The 24,453-nt window shown below is 55.3% G+C and carries 23 protein-coding genes, 1 rRNA gene and 1 riboswitch; of the genes, 4 read left to right on the top strand and 20 right to left on the bottom strand.

Features of this window, described 5'->3' with window-relative positions:
- Positions 1–258 precede the first annotated feature (258 nt).
- From ACVBDQ_RS15115 to ACVBDQ_RS15085, 7 genes are all read right to left on the bottom strand, one after another.
- On the bottom strand, positions 259–1,482 hold the full coding sequence (locus ACVBDQ_RS15115) for a CamS family sex pheromone protein (RefSeq protein ID WP_014194776.1): 1,224 nt from the start codon (positions 1,480–1,482) through the stop codon (positions 259–261).
- Positions 1,479–3,491 (bottom strand): NAD-dependent DNA ligase LigA, encoded by a 2,013-nt coding sequence (ligA, locus tag ACVBDQ_RS15110; protein WP_014194775.1) that lies wholly within the window; start codon positions 3,489–3,491, stop codon positions 1,479–1,481. Before ligA ends, ACVBDQ_RS15115 begins: the two co-directional genes overlap by 4 nt.
- A gap of 20 nt (positions 3,492–3,511) precedes the next feature.
- A complete protein-coding gene (pcrA, locus tag ACVBDQ_RS15105; RefSeq protein WP_025039099.1) occupies positions 3,512–5,686 on the bottom strand; it encodes a DNA helicase PcrA in 2,175 nt (724 codons plus the stop codon).
- 28 nt (positions 5,687–5,714) lie between these two features.
- Positions 5,715–6,434, bottom strand: coding sequence for a heptaprenylglyceryl phosphate synthase (locus ACVBDQ_RS15100; protein WP_014194773.1), 720 nt, complete (start codon positions 6,432–6,434; stop codon positions 5,715–5,717).
- A gap of 97 nt (positions 6,435–6,531) precedes the next feature.
- The gene (locus tag ACVBDQ_RS15095) at positions 6,532–6,867 is read right to left on the bottom strand and encodes a YerC/YecD family TrpR-related protein (protein WP_014194772.1); all 336 of its coding nucleotides are present in this window, start codon (positions 6,865–6,867) and stop codon (positions 6,532–6,534) included.
- Between the two features lie 92 nt (positions 6,868–6,959).
- Complete coding sequence (locus tag ACVBDQ_RS15090; protein WP_014194771.1) at positions 6,960–7,979, bottom strand: DUF3048 domain-containing protein; 1,020 nt, start codon at positions 7,977–7,979, stop codon at positions 6,960–6,962.
- Positions 7,980–8,006: 27 nt separating this feature from the next.
- Positions 8,007–9,752, bottom strand: coding sequence for an adenine deaminase C-terminal domain-containing protein (locus ACVBDQ_RS15085; protein WP_014194770.1), 1,746 nt, complete (start codon positions 9,750–9,752; stop codon positions 8,007–8,009).
- Between the two features lie 95 nt (positions 9,753–9,847).
- Between ACVBDQ_RS15085 and ACVBDQ_RS15080 the strand changes: the two genes are divergently transcribed.
- The 3 genes from ACVBDQ_RS15080 to ACVBDQ_RS15070 all read left to right on the top strand — a co-directional run bounded on the left by ACVBDQ_RS15080 (position 9,848) and on the right by ACVBDQ_RS15070 (position 10,449).
- Complete coding sequence (locus ACVBDQ_RS15080; protein ID WP_011229779.1) at positions 9,848–10,093, top strand: YgaP family membrane protein; 246 nt, start codon at positions 9,848–9,850, stop codon at positions 10,091–10,093.
- Positions 10,090–10,254, top strand: a complete 165-nt coding sequence (locus ACVBDQ_RS15075; protein WP_014194769.1) for a hypothetical protein — start codon at positions 10,090–10,092, stop codon at positions 10,252–10,254. The genes ACVBDQ_RS15080 and ACVBDQ_RS15075 overlap by 4 nt, the downstream gene beginning before the upstream one ends.
- A 90-nt stretch (positions 10,255–10,344) precedes the next feature.
- Complete coding sequence (locus ACVBDQ_RS15070; RefSeq protein WP_325048220.1) at positions 10,345–10,449, top strand: EYxxD motif small membrane protein; 105 nt, start codon at positions 10,345–10,347, stop codon at positions 10,447–10,449.
- Here the strand turns inward: ACVBDQ_RS15070 and purD are convergent.
- From purD to purE, 12 genes are all read right to left on the bottom strand, one after another.
- Entirely contained in the window at positions 10,403–11,695 is a 1,293-nt protein-coding gene (gene purD / locus ACVBDQ_RS15065; RefSeq protein ID WP_014194768.1) for a phosphoribosylamine--glycine ligase, read from the bottom strand. The two genes, ACVBDQ_RS15070 and purD, sit on opposite strands and share 47 nt — an antisense overlap.
- 23 nt (positions 11,696–11,718) lie before the next feature.
- A complete protein-coding gene (gene purH, locus ACVBDQ_RS15060) occupies positions 11,719–13,257 on the bottom strand; it encodes a bifunctional phosphoribosylaminoimidazolecarboxamide formyltransferase/IMP cyclohydrolase (RefSeq protein ID WP_014194767.1) in 1,539 nt (512 codons plus the stop codon).
- Positions 13,220–13,852, bottom strand: a complete 633-nt coding sequence (gene purN / locus ACVBDQ_RS15055; RefSeq protein WP_021321601.1) for a phosphoribosylglycinamide formyltransferase — start codon at positions 13,850–13,852, stop codon at positions 13,220–13,222. Before purN ends, purH begins: the two co-directional genes overlap by 38 nt.
- Positions 13,849–14,889: a phosphoribosylformylglycinamidine cyclo-ligase gene (purM, locus tag ACVBDQ_RS15050; RefSeq protein WP_021321602.1), complete on the bottom strand. Its 1,041-nt coding sequence runs from the start codon at positions 14,887–14,889 to the stop codon at positions 13,849–13,851. Before purM ends, purN begins: the two co-directional genes overlap by 4 nt.
- Positions 14,890–15,012: 123 nt before the next feature.
- Positions 15,013–16,425: an amidophosphoribosyltransferase gene (gene purF, locus ACVBDQ_RS15045; protein ID WP_011229773.1), complete on the bottom strand. Its 1,413-nt coding sequence runs from the start codon at positions 16,423–16,425 to the stop codon at positions 15,013–15,015.
- Positions 16,401–18,629, bottom strand: a complete 2,229-nt coding sequence (gene purL, locus ACVBDQ_RS15040) for a phosphoribosylformylglycinamidine synthase subunit PurL (protein ID WP_021321603.1) — start codon at positions 18,627–18,629, stop codon at positions 16,401–16,403. The genes purF and purL overlap by 25 nt, the downstream gene beginning before the upstream one ends.
- Complete coding sequence (gene purQ / locus ACVBDQ_RS15035; RefSeq protein WP_011229771.1) at positions 18,613–19,299, bottom strand: phosphoribosylformylglycinamidine synthase subunit PurQ; 687 nt, start codon at positions 19,297–19,299, stop codon at positions 18,613–18,615. Before purQ ends, purL begins: the two co-directional genes overlap by 17 nt.
- A complete protein-coding gene (gene purS, locus ACVBDQ_RS15030; RefSeq protein WP_011229770.1) occupies positions 19,296–19,550 on the bottom strand; it encodes a phosphoribosylformylglycinamidine synthase subunit PurS in 255 nt (84 codons plus the stop codon). The genes purQ and purS overlap by 4 nt, the downstream gene beginning before the upstream one ends.
- Positions 19,538–20,281: a phosphoribosylaminoimidazolesuccinocarboxamide synthase gene (gene purC, locus ACVBDQ_RS15025; RefSeq protein WP_014194762.1), complete on the bottom strand. Its 744-nt coding sequence runs from the start codon at positions 20,279–20,281 to the stop codon at positions 19,538–19,540. Before purC ends, purS begins: the two co-directional genes overlap by 13 nt.
- 60 nt (positions 20,282–20,341) lie before the next feature.
- Positions 20,342–21,637: an adenylosuccinate lyase gene (purB, locus tag ACVBDQ_RS15020; RefSeq protein WP_011229768.1), complete on the bottom strand. Its 1,296-nt coding sequence runs from the start codon at positions 21,635–21,637 to the stop codon at positions 20,342–20,344.
- Positions 21,634–22,782 (bottom strand): 5-(carboxyamino)imidazole ribonucleotide synthase, encoded by a 1,149-nt coding sequence (gene purK / locus ACVBDQ_RS15015; RefSeq protein WP_011229767.1) that lies wholly within the window; start codon positions 22,780–22,782, stop codon positions 21,634–21,636. The genes purB and purK overlap by 4 nt, the downstream gene beginning before the upstream one ends.
- Positions 22,775–23,263 (bottom strand): 5-(carboxyamino)imidazole ribonucleotide mutase, encoded by a 489-nt coding sequence (gene purE, locus ACVBDQ_RS15010; RefSeq protein ID WP_011229766.1) that lies wholly within the window; start codon positions 23,261–23,263, stop codon positions 22,775–22,777. Before purE ends, purK begins: the two co-directional genes overlap by 8 nt.
- 110 nt (positions 23,264–23,373) lie before the next feature.
- Positions 23,374–23,475: riboswitch (purine riboswitch) on the bottom strand.
- 148 nt (positions 23,476–23,623) lie between these two features.
- Between purE and ACVBDQ_RS15005 the strand changes: the two genes are divergently transcribed.
- Entirely contained in the window at positions 23,624–24,073 is a 450-nt protein-coding gene (locus tag ACVBDQ_RS15005) for an Hsp20/alpha crystallin family protein (protein ID WP_011229765.1), read from the top strand.
- Positions 24,074–24,327: 254 nt separating this feature from the next.
- Here ACVBDQ_RS15005 and rrf read toward each other — a convergent pair.
- Positions 24,328–24,444: ribosomal RNA gene (rrf, locus tag ACVBDQ_RS15000) — 5S ribosomal RNA — on the bottom strand.
- Between the last annotated feature and the right edge of the window lie 9 nt (positions 24,445–24,453).

Here is a 24,453-nt window from a genome sequence, read left to right as displayed (position 1 = left end):
GAGTGTCTTATGCTCTAGCGGCGAAGTGGACACGCCTCAAAGAATAAGGATTGCTTGAAGCAGTCAAACTTCTTTGGAAGCCCCCACTTCAAATTTTCGCTAGAAAATTAAGTGGGGGTAGTTCACCAGTCTGTCCCCCATCCGGCAAATCACACCGACAGGGGCTGCCACCGAATCCGTTTACACCAGCCTTTTCGAACCGCAACGTCGCAAAAAACACATCCCCTCTGGCTCGTCCAGAGAGGATGCGGCACGTTGTCATTGATAAATATGCACAAACGGCTCGTCTGCTTTCGCCTGGCGCACGATGAGGCTTTCCGGCTGGCCGGCCGAGGCGATGTAGACATTAACGGTGATGTAGTCCGGGAATTTTTCCATCACCAAGCCGGTCACGTATTGGGTAAAGCCGATCACTTCCGCTTTGCCGTAAAACGGCATCGTAATGTTGATCGTTAACTTCTGAAGCTGGTCGTTGACGTACAACCCTCTGCCGACGATGCCCGTGTAGTTCGGGAAAAAGTCTTCAACATCTGATTTAAAATTGTTGAATTTGAGCCAGTCATCACGATGGTTCTCTTCCGCCTCATCGGACGGGAATAAATAATATTCCTCGTTTACCGCCTCCCAATCATCGATGGTGCTGCTTCCTTCATCGACATGGGCGACGGCGAAAAAGTGGCCTGGAACAACAGATGAACGGGGCGCTTGTTTGTACAGGGCGATCGTAATCGGCACGTTCCCAAGCCCTTTCATGCTCCGCAGCCGCTTCAGCACCTCGGCGGCGATCCGCTTTCCTTCCCGTTCGATGACATCGTCTTTGATTTTGACCTCCCGCGGATAGCCTTGCTCGGTCGAATAATAGTGGACGGAGTTTAACGCCAGGCCGATAGCGATGCCGCCGAGCTTCACTTTGTCGTTGTCGATCTTCACCAAATAATCATGTTCCAAAATGCTTGCCAAATAAATCGGGCTTTGTTTGTTTTTTTGTTCGTTTGTTCCCGTGTCGCTGATCGGTGGGTTTAAGCCGATGTTGTCTTCCGGCTTCATTTTCTCTTCCTTCAGCTGGCGAGTCGTCTTCTTGCGAGCGAGCCATTTTCCAACCGTCTCGCTGTCTAAATATTGCCCCTCTTGGAACAAGTACTCATCCGACGGAAACTGCTCAGTGGCCAAGCGCATGAGCCCCGTCTCAAATTCGTCGACATCAAGGCGCGTATTTAAATCATTGACGACCTCCCCACGGGCCCCGGACGGTTTGAACGGAAGGATGACGCGGTAATACGAGTCGGCAATGTTGTATTTCGGGATGACGGCTTCTTGCTGTTTGCTGCCTTTGTCTTGCACGACTTCCTCACCTTTGTCAAACTTCGGCGCACACGCAGACAACAAACAAATCGAAGCGAGGCCGACAGCGGCCAACCGCTTTCGGGCCCGATTCGTCCAACGGCAGGCAACCAAACTGTGAAGTGGTGAGATTCGTTTCATCGTTTCCCCCTGCTGATCTCTTGCAAAAATCGTGATTCGTCCCAAATCTCAATGCCAAGCTGCTGGGCTTTCTCCAGCTTCGATCCGGCGTCCTCACCGGCGATGACGATGTCGGTGCTGCGGCTGACGCTGCCGGTGACGCGCCCGCCGAGCCGTTCAATCTCTTCTTTTGCCTCATTGCGCGACATCGACGCGAGTTTGCCGGTCAAGACGACCGTTTTGCCGGCGAAGGCGGAGTCAGCAGGCGCTTCAGCCGCCCGCTTCAGCCCTTTGTATGCCATGTTGACGCCGTAAAGCCGCAGCTCATGGAGCAGCTCGGCCGCTTCTGGCTGGGAAAAGAAGGCGATGATCGAGTCCGCCATTTTCTCGCCAATTTCCGGCACGGCCATCAATTCCTCTTTCGTCGCTTTTTCCAGCCGCTCCATCGTTTCAAAATGCTCAGCCAAAAGTTGGGCGGCTTTCGCTCCGACGTAGCGGATGCCAAGACCGAACAGCAACCGCTCGAGCGAGTTTTGCTTCGATGCCTCAATCGCTGCAAGCAAGTTGGTTGCTGACTTTTCGCCCATCCGTTCCAAACCGATGAGCTGTTCTTTCGTCAGCCGGTACAAATCGGCGACATCGTGGACGAGGCCAGCGTTAAACAGTTGGGTGACGACTTTTTCGCCCAACCCTTCAATGTTCATCGCTGCTCTTGAGGCAAAATGGATGAGCCGTTCGCGCAGCTGGGCCGGGCATTTCGGGTTTAAGCAACGGAGCGCCACTTCTCCATCTAGGCGGACGAGCTCGCTTTCGCATTCCGGACAATGCGTCGGCATCACAAACGGCGTTTCATCCCCGTCGCGCCGGTCGACGACGACGCCGACCACTTCCGGGATGATGTCGCCCGCTTTTTTAATGATGACCGCATCGCCGATGCGAATGTCTTTTTCCCGTATAAAATCTTCATTATGAAGAGTGGCGCGCTGCACGGTCGTGCCGGCGACGCGGACCGGCTCTAAGATCGCTGTCGGAGTGACGACGCCCGTGCGGCCGACGTTCACCTCAATGCCGATGAGCGTCGTCACCACTTCCTCGGCTGGGAATTTGTAGGCGATCGCCCAGCGCGGGCTTTTTGCCGTCGCACCAAGCTCCCGCTGTTGGGCGAACGAGTCGACTTTAATGACGATGCCGTCGATCTCGTACGGCAGCTGCGGCCGTTTTTCGTGCCACTCGTTGACGAAGGCGATCACCTCATCGATGTTGGCGCAGCGCCGCCGCTCGGGATTCACTTTAAACCCAAGCGCCTGTAAGTAGTCGAGCGCCTCGCTGTGCGACTCAATGCCAAGCTCTTCAGCATTGGCCAAACCATAAACGAACAAATCGAGCTGGCGCGACGCCGCCACTTTCGGATCGAGCTGGCGGAGCGAGCCAGCCGCAGCGTTGCGCGGGTTGGCAAACAGCTCCTCGCCTCGGGCTTTTCGCTCCTCATTCAAGCGCAAAAACGACGCTTTCGGCATGAACGCCTCGCCGCGCGCCTCCAGCGACACCGGCTCCTTCAGCCGAAGCGGCAGTGAACGGATCGTTCTCAAATTTTCCGTAATGTCCTCGCCGGTCGTTCCGTCGCCGCGCGTCGCCCCTTGGACGAAATAACCATCTTCATAGCGGACGGAGACAGCGAGACCATCGATTTTCAACTCGCACACGTACGCTGCTTCGCCGACCTCTTGGCGGACGCGGCGGTCAAAATCGCGCAAATCCCCTTCGTCAAACGCGTTCGCGAGACTCATCATGGGAACAACATGCGTCACTTTGCGAAACGCCTCAAGCGGAGGGCCGCCGATGCGCTGGGTCGGCGAGTCGCTCGTTTTCAATTCCGGATACTGTTCCTCGATGGCCATCAACTCTTGCATGAGCCGGTCATACTCGGCGTCCGGGACGGACGGCCGGTCGAGCACATAATATTCGTAGCCATAGCGGTGCAGCAGTTCGCGCAGCTCGGCCGCGCGCCGTTCGGCTTGTTGGCGGTCCATACGTTCACCCGTTCTCCTTTCTATACTTTCTCAATCGGCGCAAATTTAGCGAGCAGACGTTTAATGCCGATCGGGCTCGGGAAGGCGATATCGAGTTCTTGGTCGTCACCTTCGCCACGGACACTGACAACCGTACCGATTCCCCATTTCCGATGGTTCGCCCGGTCTCCGACTTTCCACACCCTGATGGCGCCGCCTGCCTGCAAGCGAGCGGACGCTGAACGGGAAACAGACGGTTTCCCACGCGAGACCGTCTCCAGCAAATGCGCGGGAATCTCATCTAAAAAGCGCGACGGCCGGTTCATTTGGATGTTGCCAAACAGCGTCCGCATTTGCGCGTTCGTCAATACGAGCTCTTCCTCGGCCCGAGTGATGCCGACATACGCCAGCCGCCGCTCTTCTTCCATTTCATCCTCATTCTCCAGTGAACGAAGATGCGGAAAAATGCCTTCTTCCATGCCAATCAAAAACACGACCGGAAACTCAAGCCCTTTGGCGGCGTGCAGCGTCATGAAGACGACGGCATCGCCCTCGGCCGCCTGATCTGTCCCATTCAGCTCGTCCAAATCAGAAATGAGCGCCAAGTCGGTTAAAAAGGCGACGAGCGATTTATCGTCGCTTACATTTTCGAAATGCTTCGTCACCGACAAAAACTCGTCCAAGTTCTCAAGCCGGCTTTGCGCTTCAATCGCCCGTTCCGCCTTGAGCATCTCGCGGTAGCCCGATTGGTCGAGCACTTCCTCCACAAGTTCCGTCACCGGAACGTATTCTTGCAGCTGCGTCCATTGCTCAAGCTGTCCGCGAAACGCGGCGAGCGCCCCGGCCGTCTTCGCGCTGAAGCCGATCATCTCCAGCTCGCCGAGCGCTTCAAACAAGGACAGCTCATGCTCGGCCGCATAGCGGACAAGTTTGTCGATCGTAGAGGCGCCGATGCCACGCTTTGGCACGTTGATGATGCGAAGCAAGCTCAAATCGTCATCGGGGTTGGCGATGACGCGCAAGTAAGCGAGAATGTCTTTAATTTCTTTCCGGTCATAGAACTTTAAGCCGCCGACGATTTGGTACGGAATGTTCGCTTTTAAAAACATTTCCTCGATGACGCGTGACTGGGCGTTCGTCCGATAAAGCACGGCAAAATCGCGGTAGCGGCGCTCCCCGCTCTCAACCGCCTCTTGAATGCGGCGGGCGACAAATTGCGCTTCGTCCACTTCGTTCATCGCTTCATAATAGACGATTGGCTTCCCTTCCGGGTTTTCCGTCCACAACCGCTTTGGTTTTCGATTGACGTTATGCGCAATGACTTCATTTGCCGCCTGCAAAATGCGTTTCGTCGAGCGGTAGTTTTGTTCAAGCAAAATGACTTTCGCGTTCGGGTAGTCGCGCTCAAACGATAAAATATTGCGAATGTCCGCCCCGCGCCACCGGTAAATCGACTGGTCGGCATCGCCGACGGCGCAAATATTTTGAAACCGGTCTGCGAGCTTTTTCACCAGCGTATATTGAGCGCGGTTCGTATCCTGGTACTCATCGATATGGATGTACTGGAACTTATACTGGTAATATTGAAGCACATCCGGCACGCGGTCAAACAAGTGGATCGTCGTCATGATCAAATCGTCGAAATCGAGTGAATGATTGCGGAGAAGGCGCTGTTGATACTCTTGATACACGTCGCCGACGATCTTTTCGTAGTACGTCGATGCCCGCTTTGCGAATTGCTCGGGCGTGAGCAAATCGTTTTTCGCCCCGCTGATCGTCGCTAAAATCGTCCGCGGCTCAAATTTTTTCGGATCGATATTTTTGTCTTTCAAAATCGCTTTGATGACCGAAAGCTGATCCGTCGGGTCAAGGATGGAAAAATTGCGATTGATGCCGATGCGGTCAATGTCGCGGCGCAACATGCGGACGCACATCGAATGGAACGTCGAAATCCACACGTCTTCCGCCGCCCCGCCTAAGAGCGCCTGCACCCGCTCCTTCATTTCACGCGCCGCTTTGTTCGTAAACGTAATGGCTAAAATATTCCACGGCGCCACCTGTTTTTCCGCCATCAAATAGGCGATCCGGTGCGTCAGCACGCGCGTTTTTCCGCTGCCCGCTCCCGCCATGATGAGCAATGGGCCTTCTGTCGTTTTAACGGCTTCTTGCTGTTCTTTGTTTAAATGCGCAAGCAGCTTTTCCGATAAAAAATTCATCATGTCCACCACCAACAAAACATATGTTCTATTTTCCATCATCGCCGCTGCGTTGACCAGCCATCTGCTTCACCGCCGCCACCGTCGCCAACGCCTGTTCGAACGCGTCGTAAATCGCGTTGCCGACGACCACCGTATCGGCATAGCGCGCCATATGCTCCGCCTGCTCAGGAGTTGTGATGCCGCCGCCGTAAAACAGCTGCGTCTGATCAAGCGCTTGTTTCACTTTTTCCACGACAGACGGATCTCCATAAACTCCGCTATACTCAAGGTAAAAAATCGGCAGCTTGTACAAATGCTCAGCCAAACGGGCATAGGCCACAATATCGTCGACGTCAAGCTCCGTATCGGCTCTCGTCAGCTTGGCGGCCTTGCATTCCGGATTTAAAATGCAATAGCCCTCTGCGGCAATCTCATCCCAGTTCATCATATCACCGTATTGTTTCACCGCCTCGTGATGACGGCCGATGATCCACTCCGCCTGCCGGCTGTTTAACACGATCGGAACCAAATATACGTCAAATCCCGGCGTCAGCGCTTCGACGTCGGTGACTTCGAGCGCGCATGGCACCGAAAAACGGCGGATGCGAGCCAATAAATCAAGCACGTTGTCGATGGTCACCCCGTCGGTTCCGCCGACGATGACGGCATCCGTTCCCGACTCGCAAAGGCGCTCAAGGCGCTCGTCATCAATCGGTTTATTCGGGTCGAGTTTAAACACATGGCGCCAAGCGCGAATCTCCTCCATAGCGGCAACCCTCCACTCCGTCTCCATTGTTCCATTATAACAAATCCGCAAAAAGAAAAGGAGTTCCTTTGCAAATGGAAGGAATCTCCTTGCCGCGTCAGTCTGTGACCGCTTCGTCGGCTTCTTTCTCTTCTTGCTGTTGCTCCTCTTTAATGCGATCGAGCGCCATGGCGTAAGCATCATTGCCGTAGTTGAGGCAGCGCTTGACGCGCGAAATCGTCGCCGTGCTCGCTCCGGTTTCCGTTTCGATTTTGTGATACGTATATCCTTCGCGCAGCATGCGGGCGACCTCGAGCCGCTGGGCGAGCGCCTGGATTTCATTCACGGTGCATAAATCATCAAAAAAACGGTAACACTCTTCTAAATCGCGCAGCGATAAAATCGCTTTAAACAGTTGATCCAACTCTCTGCCGCGCAGTTTGTCAATTTGCATAGTTGCTTCCTCCTTGCGTTTTGGCGGGAAAAATGTTGTAGCCAACCAATCTGCGAATCCACCGCCCCTTTGCCTTGCAACAGACAAGGCGGTTATGATTTCCACTGGACGATCGCCAGTTCCGGCACGATATTGATCCACGTTTTTCCCGGCACGAATCCGATCGGAGCCCCGTTATGGTACGGCAGCAGCCGGCCGTCGACGTTTTTCCATTCGATCAGCTGCATGACGCCGCCCTGCAGCAAGTACCCCTTGCCACCAGAGGCGAGGTCGATGTCGCGCCGTCCGTGGCTATCGATGACTCGATGCCGGGCAGCGATAATCATGACGTTTTGCACGACAACCGGCTTATGCGTATCATAATCGATCGTTTGCTCGCCGCCGCTGTACCGGTAATACCCCTTTTGTTCCGAAACATATTGGTATTCAACCTGGGCATAGGCGCGATGCGAATAGGCGATGTGAACCGTCTCGACCTTTTGGCCGCTCGGCTCATCGGTGCGAAACGATAGCGGGGCAACGTGGTCCGTCCAAGCATACCCGTTTTGTTTCGCTCCTTTTTCGATGTTGGCGAATGAAATGTATGAGTTGTGCGGCGCCTTGCGGAACGGGACGCGCTGAAACAATGTGCCGTCGTAAAACAATCCGTTCAAATAGTCGATTCCGCCTCCCTCAAGACGCGCTTTCGCCTCCGGACTCCAGCCGTGACATACATACAGTGCATGGTAGCCTTCACTCAAGTCAATATAGTAATCACGCGCGCTTCGCACCGGTCCGACCCGCTCCGGCAATTCGCTTTGGTACAACGCCAATAAACGGGTGATATCGCCCTCGGCAAGCACCTCATACACGATGTCCGCCGCACGAAGCCCCGATTGCGGCCGCGCCTTCGGGTGGTTGTTGATCATCACGCCGACGACCCGCTGATGGATGTTCCCTTTCGCCGGCAGCCCCGTCAGCGGGAACGTTTGTTGTTCCTCCGCCCGAGGCTTGGACGGCTGCTCCTGCCGAGGAGCCGGTTTGGCTGGTTCAGCCTGCTTCGGCTCGCTTTTGGTCGTGCAGCCCCCTAACAACAATGCCGCGCAGCTGATGACGAACAGCCAATGTTTCAATGGACACACAACCTTTTCTTTTTTATTTTACCGCATTATCGAAGGAAAGAGTACCGTTTTGTGCATCACATCATAAATGCCGCGTTGGGTGACGCGCACATACGGCAGGTGGGTCGATTGCAAAAAGAGCAACGAATACACCGGGTCTTCGAACGGATATCCACGCTCGCGCAACAAACGGACGAACGTTTTTTCTTCGTTGATCAATTCATCCACCTCCAAGGAGGACATCATGCCGCCTAAAGGAAGCGAGAGCTCAAACAAAATCTCTCCGTCCTCAGCGAGCACAATGCCGCCGCCGATCTCCTTCATCCGCCGGAAGGCGAGCATCATATCTTCCTTATGCTTGCCGATCAAAATCAAATCCCCGGTGTTCGAGTAAGAACTCGCCAGCCCGCCAAGCACCGATGAAAAACCTTTTAACATCGTATTGACGCGCCAGCGGCCGTTTCGGTCAAACAAGGCCAGAAAACACTCATCATGGTCATGCCCTAAACGATCGCGCGACGTATCGATCGACACGGAATACGGTTTTAAAATGACGGCGTTTTCCATGCGCAGCCCCATCGGCATGGAAAATTGCAAATCATCCCATTCAAGCTCCCATGACAACGAAAGCGGCCGAATGCCAAACCGAGACCATTCCGGCGCCGGCCAGAGAGGCGGCGCTTCTCCATCGCGCTTCACCCATTCGCCTTTGGCGAGCACTTGCGCCGGCGTCGGATCGTGAGCCGAGCGCAAAAAGTTGATATGAGCGATGCGGCCGGTGGCAATGCTGCCGTGAAGATGCTCGATGCCGTAGTGGCGGGCGGCGTTGATCGTCGCCATCGCATAGGCATCGATCACCGGCACGCCATGCTCGATCGCGATGCGGATCAGCCAATCGATCACCCCATTCTCATAAAACGCCGGCGGCGAGCCATCCGTCGTCAACAAGCATTTATCATAATGCCGGATGCCAAGCGCTTTCATCTCTTCAAGCAGCACCGGCAAATCGGGGCGAATCGAGGAATGCCGAAGCGCGACGGTATAGCCGTGCCAAAGGCGCATGCGCACTTCCTTTCCCGTCATTGCCTCATGATCGCCATCTGCGCCAAAGAGCGCCATTTTGACAAGCGTCTTTTCCGACGCCCCCGGAAAATGCCCTTCAATTTTGCGGCGTCGCCGATGCGCTTCTTGCATCCAGTACAAGATGATGTCATCGCCGCTCGCCACTTTTGGCCATGAGGTCAACTCACCGCCTTGAAGCACCGCCTCTTGGTCAAGCCAGCGCTTGATCCGAGCATTGGACACTTGTTCCTCTTCGCGCTCGAGCTCCGTTTGCCCATCAAACCGGCACCACCAATACATCGACGTTGGAAGCGCATTCATTTCTTGTAAAAAGAAAAGCGCTTCTTCATCATCGAGCTGCAAAAGCAAAAACAAGTTATCGTTGAGGAGTGTTGTTGTTCCGTGCGCCGCTGCATAACGGGCAAACGAATGGGGATTATATAATTGAAATGGATGAACATGCGGCTCAATGTAGCCGGGAACGAGCACGTACCCACGGCAGTCGACGATCTCACACGCCTCGTCGACACGATCGGGAAGACGCTCTCCGGCATACACGATGCGGTCGCCATGGATCCATATGTTTCCTTTTACCCATTCACGAAAATACGAATGCAAATATGTGGCGTTCACCAATACTTTCGTCGGCGATTGTTTGCCATCAATCACCGCTGCTTGTGCACGCAGTTCGCTGCCTTTCCATCGGTAACGTTGTTCGCCCATTGACACCCCGTCCCTTGTTTCCTAATCGTTCCATACAACCATTTTAACGCACAAAAGCGACTTTCACAATAAAAATATAAGGAGGGGACAGACCGATGGCGAATATCGGCATTGTGAACGCATTCATTCGCATCACGGTTGGCCTGACTGTCATCGCCTGGGCCACCGCCCGCCTCGCCCGGCGGCCATGGTGCACATCCTATTTGTGGGCCGCTTTGCTTGGGGCGATGAAAGTCGGAGAAGGGATCACCCGTTTTTGTCCGATGACCGCCCTGTTTGACAATATGCAGCGCCGGCAGCTGTTTGAAGAGGAAAAGGAAGCGGTCGTCAATCCGACATGAGGGAGGACATCCGTCCGACGTTGCGCACCGCTTTTGCCGATGTCTTCCATTCCACCGTCATTCGGCAACATTTTTCGCATCGTGAGCGATACGTGCTGCTATGTATCGAAACGGCCAATGAAGAGTGCCAACTGTCAACGAAAGAGAAGAAAGCAACATGATTCGCGGCTTGGCATTGTGGACTAGCCAAACATCATCAAAAAAGGTGTCCCATACTTGGGACACCTTCGACTACAAAGGAGTGAACCACCATGCTGCTCGAGTATATGACCGATATGTCGTTCGTATTGGCCGCGTTAATCGGCGGCATTATCGCCCTTTCATACGTGTATATGCGGCGGAGGCGCGTTCGATAGCGCGCCGGCCGATGTCGCGCCGGTAAAATAAGCCGTCGCAGTCGATCGCCGCCAACTGCTCGTACGCTTTTTCCTTCGCTTTTGCGAGCGTCTCCCCTTTGGCCGCTAACAGGAGAACGCGTCCGCCATTGGTGTACCATGCGCCGCCTTCTCGTTTGGTGCCAGCATGGAACAACAACGCATCAGGGGAAATTCGGTCCAACCCGCAGATTTCGGCCCCGCGCTCGTAAGCCCCGGGGTAACCTTTAGCTGCCAGCACGACGCCAAGCACCGCCTCATCCGTCCATTCAAGCTCCAACTCTTTTCCATCCATCACCGCTAGTACCGCTTCCACCAAATCGGTCTTCAGACGCGGCAGCACGACTTGCGCTTCCGGATCGCCGAAGCGGGCGTTGAATTCGATCACTTTCGGCCCATTTGCCGTGGCCATCAATCCAGCGTACAGCACGCCAAGAAACGGCCGTCCTTCCGCCGCCAACGCTTTCGCCGCCGGCCGCAAAATGGCCTCTAGCGCGGCATCCATCATCTCATCCGAAATTTGCGGCACCGGCGAGTAGGCTCCCATGCCGCCGGTGTTCGGTCCTTCGTCTCCGTCATACGCCCGCTTATGGTCTTGGGCGATGGCGAGCGGATACACCTTCTCGCCGTTAACGAACGCCATAAACGAAAATTCTTCCCCTTCTAAATACTCCTCAATGACAACTTGACTGCCGGCTGTGCCGAATTGTCCGTCGACAAGCGCTGCCTTCGCCGCGGCAAGCGCTTCTTCCACCGTTTGGGCGACGGTGACGCCTTTTCCGGCGGCCAATCCGTCCGCTTTAATGACGATCGGCGCGCCTTTTTGTTCAATATAAGCTTTCGCCTCTTCGTACGACGTAAAGGCCGCATGGTCCGCCGTTGGGATGCCGTATTTCTTCATCAGCTCTTTGGCAAACGCCTTGCTTCCTTCGATGAGCGCCGCCCTCTGGCTTGGGCCGAAAATGCGAAGCCCCTCGGCCATAAAACGGTCAACAATGCCGGAAGCAAGCGGCGCTTCCGGCCCGACGATCGTCAAATCGATCGCCTGTTGTTTCGCAAACTGCACCAATGCCTCAATATCGAGCTCATCAATATGGACCAGTTCCGCCACGTCCGCGATGCCCGGGTTTCCCGGCGCTACATACAGCTTGCCAACAAGCGGGCTTTGCGCCGCTTTCCAGGCGATGGCGTGCTCGCGCCCGCCTCGTCCGATGACCAGTACATTCATCGTCTCCCTCTCCTTTGCCACGCTTAATGTTTAAAGTGGCGCACGCCGGTGAAGACCATGGCGATGCCGTATTCATCCGCTTTGCGGATCGAATCCGCGTCGCGAATCGAGCCGCCCGGCTGAATGATCGCGGTAATGCCGGCTTTTGCTGCTGCTTCAACCGTATCGTCCATCGGGAAGAACGCATCGGACGCCAACACGGCGCCAACCGCCTGTTCCCCGGCTTGTTCGATCGCAATTTTGGCCGCGCCGACCCGGTTCATTTGCCCGGCGCCAACGCCGACTGTCATCCCGTTTTTGGCCAGTACAATCGCATTCGATTTCACATGTTTGACAACCTTCCAAGCAAACCGAAGCTGTTCGCGCTCCGCCTCGGTCGGCTCGCGCTTCGTAACGACGTTCCATTCAGCGTCTTCGAGCGTGAACGTATCGGCCTCTTGGACGAGCAAGCCGCCATTGACGGAAACGAGCATTTTTTCCTTGACGTCCGGCGCGGCAAAATCAAGCGTCAACAAGCGGATGTTTTTCTTTTTCGTCAAAATGGCGAGCGCCTCGTCGCTGAACGATGGGGCGATGACGATTTCCAAAAAGATGTCGTGCATCCGTTCGGCTGTTTCTTTGTCCACTTCCCGGTTGACGGCGACAATGCCGCCGAAAATCGAGACCGGATCGGCCTCGTACGCTTTCGTAAATGCCTCAAGAAGCGTGGCACCGACCCCGACGCCGCACGGGTTCATATGTTTGATGGCGGCCACAGCCGGCTCTTGAAATTCGCGAATGAGGTTGATCGCCGCATTGGCGTCGTTAATGTTGTTGTACGACAACTCTTTGCCGTGCAGCTGTGCCGCTTTGGCAATCGAGAACGCCGCGCCGAGCGGTTTGGCGTAAAACGCCGCCGATTGATGCGGATTTTCGCCATAGCGCAACGACTGTTTTTTCGTGTAGGTGACGGTGAGCGTTTCCGGATACTCTTCGCCGGTGAGACCGGTCAAATATTCGGCGATCATCGCGTCATACGCCGCCGTATGGCGGAACGCTTTCGCCGCCAGTTGTTGCCGCGTTTTTGCTTGGATCGAACCGGTCGTTTTCAGTTCTTCAATCACCATCGGATAGTCGGCTGGATCGACGACAATCGCGACATCAGCATAGTTTTTCGCCGCCGCACGCACCATCGTCGGGCCGCCGATATCGATGTTTTCAATCGCCTCCGCGAGCGTCACATCCGGTTTGGCGATCGTTTGTTGGAACGGATACAAGTTGACGACGACCAAATCGATCGGGCGAATGCCATGCTCTGCGAGCGCTGCTTGGTGGCGCTCATCGCTGCGCACCGCCAAAATGCCGCCGTGAATGGCCGGATGCAATGTTTTGACGCGCCCGTCCAAAATTTCCGGAAAGCCGGTGACATCGGAAATCGAAATGACGGGAACGCCGGCGTCTTCAAGCGCTCGTTTCGTCCCACCGGTCGAAATGATATCAATGCCAAGTTCAGCCAGCTGCTTCGCAAACGGAATGACGCCTTCCTTATTGGACACGCTGATCAATGCTCGTTTCACTGCCATCGTTCTCGATCCTTTCTTCCTGTTGTTCCTTTTCCCCTAGCAGCATGCGCAACACCGTCGGGTACAGCTCGTGTTCGACTTGATGGATGCGCGCCTCAAGCGCCTCGATCGGCTCGCCCGGCACGATCGGAACAACGCGCTGGGCGATGACCGGCCCGGTATCCATTCCCTCATCGACGTAATGAACGGTGACGCCCGTTTCCGATACACCAGCCCGATACGCTTGGCCGATCGCATCTTTGCCCGGAAACGCGGGCAACAGCGACGGATGGATGTTGACGATCTTCCCCTCATAAGCCGAAAGCAGCGTCGGCCCGATCAAGCGCATATAGCCGGCCAACGCAATCCAGTCGATTTGGCGTCCCTTTAGCTCACGCAAAATCTCGCTCTCAAACGCCGCTTTGGACGGGTAGTCTTTTGGGGAAAACACGAACGCCGGCACGTTTTCGCGCGCCGCTCGTTCAATGACTTTCGCACCAGGGCGGTCGCAGACCAAAAGCGCCACACGAGCCGGCAAATCGCCGCGTTTGGCCGCGTCCACGATCGCTTGAAAGTTCGTGCCGCTTCCTGAAGCGAACACCGCCAGCCGCTTCATGCCCGGCCCCCTCCAGCAAACGACACGCCCGCTCCTTCGGCCACTTCGCCGATGATGTACGCCGGTTCGCCTCGTTCCGAAAGCCACTCAACAAGAGGAGCCGCCGTTTCCGGACTGACAGCGAGCACAAGGCCGATGCCCATATTAAAGACGGAAAACATTTCTTCTTCCTCAAGGCTGCCCTTTTCACGCAAAAAGTCAAAAATCGGCAAAATCGGCCATGAACCGAGCTGAATGCGCGCGCCGATTCCCGGCGGCAGCATGCGCGGAATGTTTTCGATCAACCCGCCGCCGGTAATATGCGCCATCCCTTTGATCGTAAACCGCTCGCGCACAGAGCGCAACAGTTTCGCATAAATGCGCGTCGGCTTCAATAACTCCTCGCCGAGTGGAACATCAAGCGGCTCGTAAATCTCATCAAGCGACAATTTCGCTTGTTCAAACACGATGCGGCGCACAAGCGAATAGCCGTTGCTGTGAAGGCCGCTTGATGGCAGGCCGACAAGCGCATCGCCCGCTTGGATCGTCTCTCCGGTTATGAGTCGCTCTTTTTCCGCAACGCCGACCGCAAACCCAGCCAAATCATACTCATCTTCATCATACATTCCTGGCATTTCCGCGGTCTCCCCGCCGATCAAGGCGCAGCCGGCTTCGACGCAGCCGTCGGCCACTCCTTTGACGATGGCGGCGATTTTCTCCGGCACCGCCTTGCCGCAAGCGATATAGTCGAGGAAAAAGAGCGGCTCCGCCCCTTGGACAATAATATCGTTGACACACATAGCGACACAATCGATGCCGATCGTATCATGCCGGTCAAGCAAAAACGCTAGTTTCAACTTCGTTCCGACACCGTCCGTGCCGGAGATGAGCACCGGCTGGCGGTAACCAAGCGCGGATAGATCAAACAAGCCGCCAAACCCGCCGATCCCGCCCAGCACTTCGGGACGCATCGTTTTTTGCACGTGCTCTTTCATGAGGGCGACGGCCTGATAACCAGCCTCGATGTCGACCCCTGCTTGTTTGTATGCCTTTGCCACGTCAACTCCTCCTTTTCGCCGCCCATCACGCTCAGGACGCCAGGCGACGCTCTTGTTGCGCAGCGTTTCTCTCGCGGAAACGCGCCACCACATTCGTCAGCTGCACCGGTTATACTTCCTCCATCATTTCATCGTCAGACATGGCCGCGCCGCTTGACCGAGGCGGGTCGGATATTGGCCAGTGAAACACGCCAAACATTGCCCGCGCTGCGGCGAGACGTCCGGACGCCCGATGGCCTCAAGCATCCCTTCCTGGCTGATAAAGGCGAGGGAATCAGCGCCAATCAAGCGCCGAATCTCTTCAACAGTGCGATTCGCCGCGATCAATTCTTCCTTTGACGACGTATCAATGCCGTAAAAGCAAGGATGGGTGATCGGCGGCGCGCTGATGCGCACGTGCACTTCAACCGCCCCGGCTTCACGGAGCATCGCGACGATGCGCCGGCTCGTCGTCCCGCGCACGATCGAATCATCCACCATCACAACCCGTTTGCCGGCCACAACCCCGCGCACCGGCGACAGCTTCATTTTCACTCCTTGCTCGCGCAACGCCTGCGACGGCTGGATGAACGTCCGCCCGACATATCGGTTTTTAATCAACCCCAATTCGTATGGAATGCCGCTCGCCTCAGCGTAGCCGATGGCAACAGAGATGCTTGAGTCCGGCACGCCGGTGACGATGTCGGCCTCTGCCGGCGCTTCCAAGGCCAGCCGCTTTCCTAAGTTTTTTCGGGCCTTATGGACATTGATGCCGTCGACATGGCTGTCCGGACGAGCGAAATAAATGTACTCCATGCTGCAAATCGACCGCGGCTGCCTAGGAGCGAACCGTTCTGAACGCACCCCTTCGCGGCTGATGATGAGCAATTCCCCAGGCGCCACTTCCCGCTCGTATGTGGCGCCGATGACGTCAAACGCGCACGTTTCCGACGCCACGACATACGCCGAACCGAGCCGGCCGAGCGACAGCGGCCGAAACCCGTGCGGATCAAGCGCCGCATAGAGCGCCTTTTCCGTCAGCAGCAAAAACGCAAACGCCCCTTCGATCTGACTGAGCGCCTCTTTCATTTGCTCGACAAACGTCGGCGCTTGGCTGCGGCGGATGAGATGGGCGAACACTTCCGTATCCGATGTCGTCTGAAAAATGCTTCCTTGCCCTTCAAGCGCGAGCTTCAACTCGATGGCGTTTGTCAAGTTGCCGTTATGGGCGAGCGCCATCGCGCCGGTTTGCGAGCGGAACAAGAGCGGCTGAACGTTTTCATAGCCGCCCCCGCCCGCCGTCGAATAGCGGACATGACCGATGGCCGCCGCCCCTTTGAGCGCATCGAGCGTACCGCTTTGAAACACATCGGTCACCAGCCCCAGCCCTTTATGACTGGATAAGCTCCCGTTATGCGCGACAACGATGCCGGCCCCTTCCTGCCCACGGTGCTGCAGGCTGTGAAGCCCGTAGTATGTGAGCCGGGCGGCGTCTTCATGCCCCCAAATGCCGAAAATGCCGCACTCCTCGTTCAATCCTTTGATTTCAGCAAGCATGGAATAGCCCCTTTCCAGACGTTTCGCATCTTGGCAACGGAAAGGTGAATGAGCGTCTCACCGTGCTCCCCGTTCACCACGAATGCGCCGTCGTCTGTCACTTCGCCGATTTGTTTCGCTTCAACCAGTTGCTCAAACGCCTCTTTTTGCTCTTTTTTCACCGAGACAACAAAGCGTGATTGCGTTTCGCTGAACAGTTCACTGACGAGGTCACCGCCGATCGTCACCTTGGCGCCAAGCCCCGAGGCACCCATGACACACTCAGCAAGCGCAACGGCTAATCCTCCTTCGGCAATATCATGCGCTGACGCCACCACCCCCGCGCGGATCGCCGCAAGCAGCTGGCGCTGGCGGCTTGCTTCCACCTCTAAGTCAATCTCCGGTGCTTTTCCAAAAATGCGGCCTTCCAGCCATTTTTGCAACTCGCTGCCGCCAAACTCCGGCTTCGCCTCGCCGATCACGTAAATGAGGTCGCCCGCTTGTTTAAACGACTGAGTCGTAATATGGGAAAGATCGTCAATGAGACCGACCATGCCAACGACCGGGGTTGGGTACACGGCCTCGCCGTTCGTTTCATTGTACAGCGAGACGTTGCCGCTCACCACCGGCGTCCCGAGCGCCCGGCACGCTTCGCTCATCCCGTCGACCGCTTTTTCGAGCTGCCAGAAAATCTCCGGCTTTTCCGGGCTGCCAAAGTTGAGGCAGTCCGTAATGGCGAGCGGCTTTGCTCCGGAGCAGATGACATTGCGCGCCGCCTCGGCGACCGCGATTTTCCCGCCCGTTTCCGGATCCAAATACAAGTAGCGCGAGTTGCAATCCGTCGTCAGCGCGAGCGCCTTGTTCGTGCCGCGGATGCGCACGACCGCCGCGTCCGATCCCGGGGCGACGACCGTATTCGTCCGCACCATATAGTCGTACTGGTCGTACACCCATTCTTTGCTCGCAATCGTCGGCTGGGCGAGCAGCCCGAGCAATGTTTGATTGTAGTCTTCGATGTGCGGAGTATACGGCGGCATCGCTTGAAACTCGCGGTAATAAGCCGGCTCGGCAGACGGTTTATGATACACCGGCGCGTCTTTCGCCAAGGCGTCCACCGGAATTTCCGCCGCCACCTCGCCTCGGAACAAGAGGCGGAGCATTTTGTCATCGGTCACTTTGCCGATTGCTTTGGCCTCGAGGCCGTATTTGGCAAAAATCGCGGCGATTTCGTCTTCACAACCTTGCTTGACAACAAGCAGCATCCGTTCCTGCGATTCGGACAGCATCATTTCGTACGGCGTCATGCCTGCCTCACGCTGCGGGACGAGATCCAAATTCATTTCAATGCCAAATCCGCCTTTGCTTGCCATCTCGGCGGATGAACTCGTGAGTCCTGCCGCCCCCATATCTTGAATGCCGACTAACGCATCGGACTTGACTGCTTCAAGACACGCCTCAAGCAGCAGTTTTTCCATAAACGGGTCGCCGACTTGCACGGCGGGACGCTTTGCTTCCGACTGTTCGCTCAACTCTTCCGAAGCAAACGTCGCCCCGTGGATGCCGTCGCGGCCCGTTTTCGCCCCGACGTACATGACCGTGTTGCCGACCCCGGTCGCCACGCCGCGCTGAATGTCCTCATGGCGGATGATCCCGACGCACATGGCGTTGACCAATGGGTTGCCTTCATACGCCGGGTCGAACTGCACCTCGCCGCCGACGGTCGGGATGCCGACGCAGTTGCCGTACCCGGCAATGCCGGCGACGACCTGCTCGAACAAATATTTGACGCGCGGCGACGTCAATTCGCCAAATCGAAGCGAGTTCAGCAGCGCAATCGGCCGCGCTCCCATTGAAAAGACGTCGCGGATGATGCCGCCGACCCCGGTCGCCGCTCCTTGGTACGGCTCGATCGCTGACGGGTGATTATGGCTTTCGATTTTAAACGCCACCGCCAGCCCGTCGCCAATATCGACAATGCCCGCACCCTCACCCGGCCCTTGCAGCACGTGCGGACCATCAGTCGGGAATTTTTTCAGCACCGGCTTCGAGTTTTTGTAGCTGCAATGCTCCGACCACATGACGGCAAAAATGCCGGTTTCCGTGTAGTTCGGCAGTCTCCCCAAAATCGCTTCAATGCGCGCAAACTCTTCATCTGTTAACCCCATCTCACGGTACAACTTTTGTTCTTTGATCATCGCCGCGCTCGGCTCAAGCAGTAACGACATGCGTCTCCCTCCAATAGTTGACGATCGATCGGAATAGTTTCAATCCGTCCGCGCTGCCGAGCAAGGCGTCGACCGCCCGCTCCGGATGCGGCATCATGCCGAGCACATTGCCCTGTTCATTGACGATGCCGGCAATATCCGCCAAGCTGCCGTTCGGATTTTCTCCATGGTAACGGAACACGATTTGCCGGTTCTCGACAAGGCGCTCGAGCGTCTGTTCATCGCAATAATAATTCCCTTCACCATGGGCGATTGGAATTGTAATGACTTCGCCTTTTTCGTAGGCAGACGTAAACATCGTTTCATGATTTTCCACCGTCAGCTGGACCGGCCGGCAGATGAATTTCAACCCTTGATTGCGGCGCATCGCCCCAGGAAGCAAGCCGGCTTCGAGCAAAATTTGAAACCCGTTGCACACCCCAAGCACCGGTTTTCCCGCTTCGGCGGCTTTTTTTACGGCAGCCATCACCTTGGAGAAACGGGCAATGGCTCCGGAACGCAAGTAATCGCCGTACGAAAATCCGCCCGGAAGCAAAACGGCGTCAAACCGGTCCAAGTTGTCCTCATCATGCCAGACGTACTCGACTTCCTCGCCAAGCTCATCGGCGATCGCATGATACATATCGACATCGCAATTCGATCCCGGAAACACAACGACGGCAAACTTCATCGGGCGACGGCCTCCTCGATTTCATAGCGGTAGTCTTCAATCACCGGGTTGGCAAGCAGTTTTTCACACATCTCGCGAACGAGCTCGTTGATGTCGCGGTCGCTCTCTTCCATCACGAGCTCCATAAACTTCCCGATTCGTACATCTTTCACTTCCGTATACGATAAGCTGTGCAGCGCCCCTTTTACAGCGGTCCCTTGCGGATCCAACACACTCTCTCGCAACGTGACATACACTTTTACTTTGTACATGCCGATTCTCCCCCTAACCGTTGTAAAATGACTTCGTATGCGTCCGTCAAACTGCCCAAGTCGCGGCGGAACACGTCTTTGTCGAGCTTTTCGTTCGTCTTTGCGTCCCATAACCGGCACGTGTCCGGTGAAATCTCATCCGCCAAGAGGATGGCTCCGTCTGCTGTACGGCCGAACTCAAGCTTAAAATCAATCAACCGCACGTTCCGCTCGGCAAAATGGAGGCGCAGCACGTCATTCACCGCAAGCGCGGCCTGCTTCAGCGCGGCGACTTCCTCGCGGCTGGCGAGTTTTAAAATGAAGATATGATCTTCCAAGAGCAATGGGTCGCCAAGGTCGTCGTTTTTGTAATAAAACTCAACAAGCGGCGCCTCAAGCGGCGTCCCTTCCTCTAGACCGATCCGCTTGGCTAAACTTCCCGCTACCACATTGCGGACAACGACTTCAAGCGGGATGATCGTCACGCGCCGGACCAATTGTTCCGTTGGCGACAGCTTTTCAATAAAATGATTGGCAATGCCTGCTTCGCGCAGCTTCAAAAACAACAAGCTGGAAATCTCGTTATTGAGCCGCCCTTTGCCGGCGATCGTCGCCTTTTTTTCGCCGTTAAACGCCGTTGCGCTGTCTTTGTACTCGACCCAAAGCACATCTGGCTCGTCAGTCGCGTAAATTTTTTTCGCTTTCCCTTCATATAACAGCTGTTGTTTCGTCGGCACGATCAACGCCTCCATTTGTCCAGAAGATTGAAAATCTTTTGTATAGCCGGCCGGCTTCGACCAGCCGGCAGCCGCTCACTCCAACCCTAAGCGTGCAAAAATCGTATCGACATGTTTCAAGTGATAGCGATAATCAAAACAATCATCGAGCTCCTCTTTCGTCAGCCGGCTCATGATCCGCTCATCCGCTTCAAGAAGCGAGCGGAACGGCACTTGTCTCTCCCACGCTTCCATCGCTTTCGGCTGCACCAAATCGTACGCCTCCTCGCGCGTCATCCCCTTGTCGATCAAAGCAAGCAAGACTCGCTGTGAATAAATGAGCCCGAACGTGCGCTCCATATTTTTTTTCATGTTTTCCGGGTACACAAGCAAATGTTTCACGATATTCGCGAATCGGTTCAACATATAATTCAACGCAATCGTCGCATCCGGCAAAATGATGCGCTCGGCCGACGAATGGGAAATGTCGCGTTCATGCCAAAGCGGCACGTTTTCGTACGCTGTCACCATATAGCCGCGAATGACGCGCGCCATGCCGGTCATGTTTTCCGAACCGATCGGATTGCGCTTATGCGGCATCGCTGATGAGCCTTTTTGTCCTTTGGCAAAAAACTCTTCGACTTCGCGGACTTCGCTTTTTTGCAAGCCGCGAATCTCGACGGCAAATTTTTCAATCGATGTCGCAATTAAGGCCAATGTCGCCATATAGTAAGCGTGGCGGTCGCGCTGCAGCGTCTGCGTCGAAATCGGCGCCGGCGTCAAGCCGAGTTTTTCACACACATACTGCTCCACAAACGGATCCACGTTGGCGTACGTGCCGACTGCGCCGGAAATTTTCCCTACTTCCACCATCTTGGCAGCTTGTTCAAACCGCTCCAAATTTCGCACCATCTCGGCATACCAAAGCGCCAGCTTCAGCCCGAACGTCGTCGGTTCGGCATGAACGCCGTGCGTGCGCCCCATCATGACCGTGTATTTATGTTCGCGCGCTTTCTCTTTCAGCACTTGAATGAAGTTTTCCAAATCACGCCGCAAAATCGCGTTCGCCTGCTTTAACAAGTAGCCGAGCGCCGTATCGACGACATCGGTCGACGTGAGACCATAATGCACCCATTTTCGTTCTTCCCCAAGCGTCTCAGAAACGGCGCGGGTGAAGGCGACGACATCGTGGCGCGTTTCTTCTTCGATTTCCTTAATGCGGTTGACGTCAAACGACGCGTTTTCACGCAGGCGGCGGACATCTTCTTTTGGGATGACGCCAAGCTCGGCCCACGCCTCGCACGCGAGCAGTTCCACCTCAAGCCATGCCTTAAAGCGGTTTTCCTCGGTCCAAATCGCTCCCATTTCCGGTCTTGTGTAACGTTCAATCATCCTCGTTCCAGCCTCCGATCATGCCAAATTTGCCACGATTCGATTCTCGCCAACGCCGCCTCGACATCGTCTGCCAGCACCGTCACATGCCCCATTTTCCGCTTCGGCTTCGCTTCGTGTTTGCCGTACAGATGGACGTAGGTCCCCCCGTCGAACGCACCGATATGCCGAATGACCGGCTCGACGTGCTCGCCTAAAATATTGACCATCACCGCCGGCTTCAACAATTCGGTCGATCCGAGCGGCCAGTTGCAGACGGCGCGGATGTGCTGGGCAAACTGCGACGTCGCGCATGCATTGATTGTATAATGTCCGGAGTTGTGCGGTCTAGGGGCCAGCTCATTAATATAAATATCCCCGTCCGCAGTCAAAAACATTTCCACCGCCAGCGTCCCAACGAGCGAAAACGATGCGGCCAACACTTCCGCGTAGCGAATGGCCCGCTCTTGCACGCTTTCCGGAATTCGAGCCGGAACGATCGTTTGATGCAAAATGTTCTCGATATGAATATTTTCCGCCACTGGAAAAACAGCCGTCTCACCATCGAGGTTGCGGGCGACAATGACCGACATTTCCTTCACAAACGGCACCCAGCCTTCCAAAATGCATGGGCCAAGCCCAAGCAAATCAGCCGCTTTGGCTAGATCGCCTTCGCCGCGCAGCACATATTGTCCTTTGCCGTCGTAGCCGCCGCGCCGCGTTTTCAAGACGCACGGGAAACCGATCGTCTGAACGGCCTGTTCAAGTTCCTCCGCTCCATTCACTTCGACATAGGGCGCCACCGGCAAGCTGGCATCAACGATCGCCGCTTTCTCCAGCGCCCGGTCTTGCGTCACCGCAAGCAGTCGGCTTCCTTGCGGGACATAGGCGTTTGCCTCCAGCCACTCAAGCGCTCGCGCATCGATATTTTCAAATTCGTACGTAATGACATCGCTCACGCGGGCCAGTTCAGCGATGGCGTCCAAATCATGATAAGGCGCCGTAATCTCCACATCGGCCACTTGCCCGCACGGGGAGTCAGGCGTTGGGTCGAGCACGGCGATGCGAAAACCCATCTCGCGCGCCGCCAAAGCCATCATCCGCCCGAGCTGCCCCCCGCCGATGATGCCGATCGTCTGCCCAGGAACGATCCGTTGCTTAGTCAAATTGATCACTGCTTTCTACGATTTGTTTGCGAATCGCTTCCCGCCGCGCTTTGAGCGCCTCCATATAGCGTGGCTCAAGCAGTCCAAGAATCGATGCGGCGAGCAGTCCGGCGTTGGTCGCCCCCGCCTTGCCGATCGCCACCGTCGCCACCGGCACCCCGCCTGGCATTTGCACAATCGACAATAACGAATCAAGTCCATTCAATGCTTTTGACTGCACGGGCACCCCAATCACCGGCAGCGTCGTTTTCGCCGCGATCATCCCCGGCAAGTGAGCCGCTCCGCCAGCGCCGGCAATGATCACGCGGATGCCGCGCTCCTCGGCTGTCTCCGCATACCGAAACATCTCATCCGGCGTCCGGTGCGCCGATACGACTTTTTTCTCAAACGGAACACCCAATTCCGCCAAAATGGCGCAAGCATGTTTCATCGTTTCCCAATCCGAATGGCTTCCCATGATCACCCCAACGAGCGGGCTCATACCGTTTCACTCCTTTTGCTAGCACAACAAAACCCAGAACATGCGTTCCCGTTCATAAACGAGGGAAAGCATCGTTCTGGGCTTTGACAGTTGCTGATCGAAAAAAAGCCAAAACCGATCCTTTCCCTCATAGTCCAATCATTTACGGTGATTGGGTAGAAACTTTTGGGCCATATTCCCAAAATTATATGAGGGATCTTCTCATACACTATGAAGTTACCTTTATAGTAGCAGGTTTTTTTTCGGCGTGTCAAGGAAAAAATCGAACATTTAGTATTTCACCAAAGCAAATGTTCGTGTTTTTTGAATCACCAAACGAAGAAGACGGCATATGATGAAGGAGCGGAGGAGGGAGACGTTATGACCAACGAAAATCCATTTATGCCGTTTTCCGATTGGACAAAACATTGGCAGCAATTTTTCCAAAATGATTTTTGGGGAAGCATCCAGCCGTTGCTGCCGTCATCAAACTCAAACAAACCATCATCCGGCATGAACATTTACAAAAAAGACAACGAGCTACTCGTTGTCATCAGCCTCCCGGGGCTCGAAAAAATCGAAGATGCAGAAGTGTATGTATCATACAAAACGTTGGAAGTGAAGGCAACCATTAATCTAAACTTCAAAGGGTTTGAGCTAGTAGAAGAAGGCCTTTTCCAAGGCCAATTCCAAAAAACAATCCCACTGCCGTTCGCCGTCAAAGAGGACCGCATCGAAGCAACATACCATAACGGCCTGTTGTTCATCCACCTGCATCGACTTATCCCTGACGAGCCGAAAAAGAAAATTGTCATCAAAAAAAGCGAATAATCTCCCCACGAGTGCAAAAAAAGAAGATACCTGCCTTTCCAAAAAAAGTAAAAAAAGAGGGTGTCCATGCCGTACAGGACACCCTTACGCGAGTTTCCGTTTCCTATCGCTTTTATGAAAAAGGGGGTCTAGGAAACGATGATCACGCTTTACATTTTGGGGGAGAGGATTGAAAATGGCGTCATTCAAAATGACTCATTTCCCATTAGGCAAAAATAATGAGAGAACCATTCAGCTCCCTCATTTTTTTGCCTGCCTAGCAGCGACCTACTCTTGCAGGGGCGCTGGCCCCAACTACCATCGGCGCTGGAGGGCTTAACTTCCGTGTTCGGGATGGGAACGGGTGTTTCCCCTCCGCCATAGCCACTAGGCAAGCATTT

The sequence above is a fragment of the Geobacillus sp. CCR genome (assembly GCF_052906625.1).
Note: the sequence above shows the minus strand (reverse complement) of the source record. Positions and strands in the feature narration are given on the sequence as shown.